We start from the raw sequence: 1,889 nt of genomic DNA, 5'->3' as shown, positions 1-1,889 counted from the left end.
CGTCGCGCGGCAAGACCGCGGCCACGACGCGGCTGCCATCCAGCGGCGGCACCGGCAGCAGGTTCAGTACCAGCAAAATCAGGTTGATCAGCACGCCGGCGAAGCACATGTAGGCAACGCCCTGCCCCCACGCCGCCGACGTGCCGCTGGCGACTATCAGCTTGAGCCCGATCGCCCAGCCGATCGCCATGATCAGGTTGGACATCGGGCCGGCGATGGCGACATAGGCCATGCCGCGTCGCGGATCGCGAAACCGCGTGGCATTGATCGGCACCGGCTTGGCCCAGCCGAAGATGATGCCGCCCGCGCCCAGCAGTGCGCCGCCCAGCAGCATCAGGCCCGGCACCAGCAGAGTTCCGACCGGATCGATGTGCTTGATCGGGTTCAGCGTCAGCCGGCCCAGGCGACTCGCGGTGTCGTCACCCAGAGCCCGGGCCACGAAACCGTGCGCGGCCTCGTGAACGGTCACGGCGAACACGACCGGCAGCGCCCAGATGGCCAACTGCTGGATAAAGGTGAATTCCTGCATGGCGAAATTATAGGCCCAGGGCGGCCACCGGCCCCTGCCCCTCGCGGATGATCTCGGGGAGGTCACCACTCATGTCCACGATGGTCGTCGGCTCCACGCTGCAGGCGCCGCCATCGACGATCACGTCCACATCGCGATCCAGCCGGTCCAGCACGTCATCAGGATCGGACAGCGGCAGTTCGTCACCGGGCAGCAGCGCCGTGCAGGTCATCAGCGGCTCACCCAGCACGTCCAGCAGCACCTGACAGATGTTGTGATCCGGCACGCGGATGCCCACGGTCTTGCGCTTGGCGTCCTGCAACCGACGCGGGGTCTCGTGCGTCGCCTTGAGGATGAACGTGTAAGGCCCCGGCGTCACCGAACGCAGCATCCGGTACTGGCGGTTGTCCACCTTGGCGTAGGTCGAGATCTCGGACAGATCACGGCACAGCAGGGTCATGTGATGACGGTCGTCGAACCCGCGCAAGCGCCGGATACGCTCCATCGCCTGCTTGTCGCCCATGTGGCAGCCCAGCGCGTAGGACGAATCCGTGGGATACGCGATCACCGCGCCGGCATGCAGCTGCTCGACCACCTGGAGAATCAGGCGCCGTTGCGGATCGACCGGATGAATGGAGACGTGCTGAGCCATGAGGACGCGATGCGCGAACGTAGTCACGCAGCAGAGTCGAATGGAGATGCGACCGCTATAATGCGGCGCATGAAAACGATGCTGGATTGGTTACCGGCGCTGGCCTTCGTGGCCGCGTACCTAGTTTACGACATCTATGTCGCGACGGCGGTCCTGATCGCCGCGCTGTTCCTGTCCGTTGCCGTCCATCGGGCGCGAACCGGGGAATGGCACAAGATGAACACCATCGCCGCGCTCGTGGCCCTGGTCCTGGGCGGGACCACGCTCTGGGTGCATGACCCGATGTTCATCAAGCTCAAGCCCACCGTCGTCTACGCCGTGTTCGCAGCGGGCCTGGCCGGCAGCCATTTCATCGGTGAAAAACCGCTGATGGCACGGATACCGCCGACCATGATCGACCTGCCCGAATGGCTCTGGGCGCGGATCAATGCCGCCTGGGCCGTGTTCTTCCTGCTCTGCGCGATCGTCAACGTCCCGATCGCGCTTTATCTGCCGGAAGCGACCTGGGTGATGATCAAGACCTTCGGCTTCACCGGGGCCTCGTTCCTGTTCCTGCTGGGGCATCTGCCCTTCGTCGCGCCGTATCTGCCCAAGGAGGAACCGAGCGCATGATGGCCTTCGTCATCGTCGCGCACGACGCGCCGGATACGCTGGAGGCCCGCGCCGCCACGCGCCCGGCGCATCTGGCCCGGCTCGACGCCTTGCAGGAGGCCGGCCACCTGCTGCTGG

Annotated in this window: 4 protein-coding genes; 2 read left to right on the top strand and 2 right to left on the bottom strand. The window is 65.6% G+C overall.

Annotated features, from left to right (window positions below; genetic code table 11):
* A partial coding sequence (locus tag ABNS06_RS02985; RefSeq protein WP_348672482.1) for a site-2 protease family protein occupies positions 1-529 on the bottom strand: 529 nt, incomplete at its 3' end.
* A 7-nt stretch (positions 530-536) separates the two neighbouring features.
* Positions 537-1,160, bottom strand: coding sequence for an L-threonylcarbamoyladenylate synthase (locus tag ABNS06_RS02980; RefSeq protein WP_348672481.1), 624 nt, complete (start codon positions 1,158-1,160; stop codon positions 537-539).
* 69 nt (positions 1,161-1,229) lie between these two features.
* On the opposite strand from ABNS06_RS02980, the gene ABNS06_RS02975 reads away from it, so the two are divergent.
* Positions 1,230-1,772 carry an inner membrane-spanning protein YciB gene (locus ABNS06_RS02975; protein WP_348672480.1) on the top strand — a complete coding sequence of 181 codons (543 nt, stop codon included), beginning with the start codon at positions 1,230-1,232 and terminating at the stop codon, positions 1,770-1,772.
* Positions 1,769-1,889 (top strand): YciI family protein (locus tag ABNS06_RS02970; protein WP_348672483.1); only part of this gene is annotated, 121 nt, incomplete at its 3' end. The genes ABNS06_RS02975 and ABNS06_RS02970, both read left to right, overlap by 4 nt.

This window comes from uncultured Abyssibacter sp. (genome assembly GCF_964000955.1).
Taxonomy (GTDB): domain Bacteria; phylum Pseudomonadota; class Gammaproteobacteria; order Nevskiales; family OUC007; genus Abyssibacter.
The sequence above is the reverse complement of the archived record's forward strand: the minus strand, read 5'-3'. Positions and strand labels throughout refer to the sequence as shown.